1 protein-coding gene and 1 pseudogene are annotated in these 1817 nt (G+C 33.1%); one reads left to right on the top strand and one right to left on the bottom strand.

Going from position 1 to position 1817, the window contains the following annotated elements; all coding sequences use genetic code 11:
• Positions 1 to 282: 282 nt before the first annotated feature.
• A pseudogene (locus ACQKM9_RS21845) lies at positions 283 to 402 on the top strand (LysE family translocator); the annotation flags it as partial.
• 67 nt (positions 403 to 469) lie between these two features.
• Here the strand turns inward: ACQKM9_RS21845 and ACQKM9_RS21840 are convergent.
• On the bottom strand, positions 470 to 1192 hold the full coding sequence (locus tag ACQKM9_RS21840; protein ID WP_427736576.1) for an SDR family NAD(P)-dependent oxidoreductase: 723 nt from the start codon (positions 1190 to 1192) through the stop codon (positions 470 to 472).
• Between the last annotated feature and the right edge of the window lie 625 nt (positions 1193 to 1817).

The raw sequence follows: 1817 nt of genomic DNA, 5'->3' as shown, positions 1-1817 counted from the left end.
ATTGTAAATAATAAAGTCATTATTTTCTTCAAATTAAATCTCCCCCCAAGAAAATGTTGAATTGAATTATCACCATATATTAACTATATTCAACACGCTTCTAAAAACGCCTCTTATTGAACTAAACTGCTCCGTTAGTTGAAGTGTACTTCTTCACAAAGTCTTGCATATTCGCAATGAGAAGTGGATTACACCTTAATTATTATTTTACTCAAAGTGTTCAGTAAATGAATTACCTCATTTCAATAAGGGCACCCAAAAAATAGAGATAGAGGTGTTAAAGTGTACGGTATTATTAATTATGAAGTGTTTTTATTAACAGGGATTTTAATGAATCTAATCCCTGGTGCGGACACAATGCATATTGTTGGTAGAAGTATTTCTCAAGGTAGAAGAGCTGGTACGGTCCTTTTTATTTGAAGGGACTGTTTTCTTTTTGTCTCTTCGTTTACTGCACATTTTTTATCAATCAAGCATTTAAGTCTGTTATTGAAGGAATAATAATTTCCTTAACACATGAAACTGGTGATAAATTAATCACACATTGCACAATAGATACAATATCTTGTACAGGTATACGTGTACCTTCATATAAATCAATTGCCTTTTCTGCACCTTCTTCATAAGGTACTTCTGCTGCTAGCTCCCCTGGATTAATACAAGTGACAGGGATTTTATCTTCTCTCAAATGTTCACGTAGAGCATTTGTAATGCCCCGTAAGCCGAATTTAGAGGCAACAAATGAAACTTGTGAACTGTTTGTGTGATCTAAGCCTGCCGTCGAACCAATTAAAATGACTTTTCCATTCTTAGCTTGTCTTACGTTTGGTAGAAGTGCCTGAATATATGTAATAGTAGAAGTTAGATTTATATTGATTAAGTTGGAGATTTCTTCAATTTCATCCTTGTCAAATGTATAGTCATCCTCGAAACCATGTTTTTCCCATACTCCAACATTATAAATTAATACATCTATTGCAATGTCTTTTAATGTTTCCTTTAAAGCAGAGATTTGTTGTTGATGTGATAAATCTATTGAGAGCCATTTGCGATTTACCCCATCATTAATATCCAAACTTTCTGGTCGTGTTCTTGACACCATCCATACTGTATCGCCCTCTGTTGGTAGACCTTTTACAAAGGCGTCGCCAAGCCCTTGACTTGCTCCAAAAATAATAAAGCCTTTACTCATCCAATCATCCTCTCTAAAAACTATCTTTTTGATTATTTAAGATAGAAAACAACATAACAATTAAATCTATTATATATACACCATTAGTATTTCACTTCATTCTTTTTACTGAAATTCATAACTTTTGCTTGAGTTTTACTATCACTTTCTTGTTCTAGTTTGCTATACACCACTTGGCGCAGATTCATTTTATGATTACAACCTTCTGTTTCATTCAGCACCAACCGGAGTTGAATAAACTTTGGTATTTCTGTTTAAAGTAACCTTTTACTCCCTCTTATTCAACTAAACTGCCCCGTTAGTTCAATAAAGAAAAAGGACGCAACTCTATGATCTTCAAGTAAAGCACCCGTTAGTTTAATAATCCGATAACACTCTAATTTGGTGAACCTGTAGTAAAAAAAAACATAGCTAATAAAATCAATATAATTACTGCTATACCTATAATTAAACGTTTCATATTAAATCCCCCTAACATATCCTTCTTCTACTAAACTACTCCGTTAGTTCAGTAAGGATTACTCATTTTCCGTTTCTAATTCAGTTACTAACTTACATAGATAGCCGACGATGTGTTCTCTTTGTGTCATTTCTTCAATATCATTATTTTCAACAAGGTCATCAA

The sequence above is a fragment of the Viridibacillus sp. NPDC093762 genome (assembly GCF_050279675.1).
Classification (GTDB): Bacteria; Bacillota; Bacilli; order Bacillales_A; family Planococcaceae; genus Viridibacillus.
The sequence above is the reverse complement of the archived record's forward strand: the minus strand, read 5'-3'. Positions and strand labels throughout refer to the sequence as shown.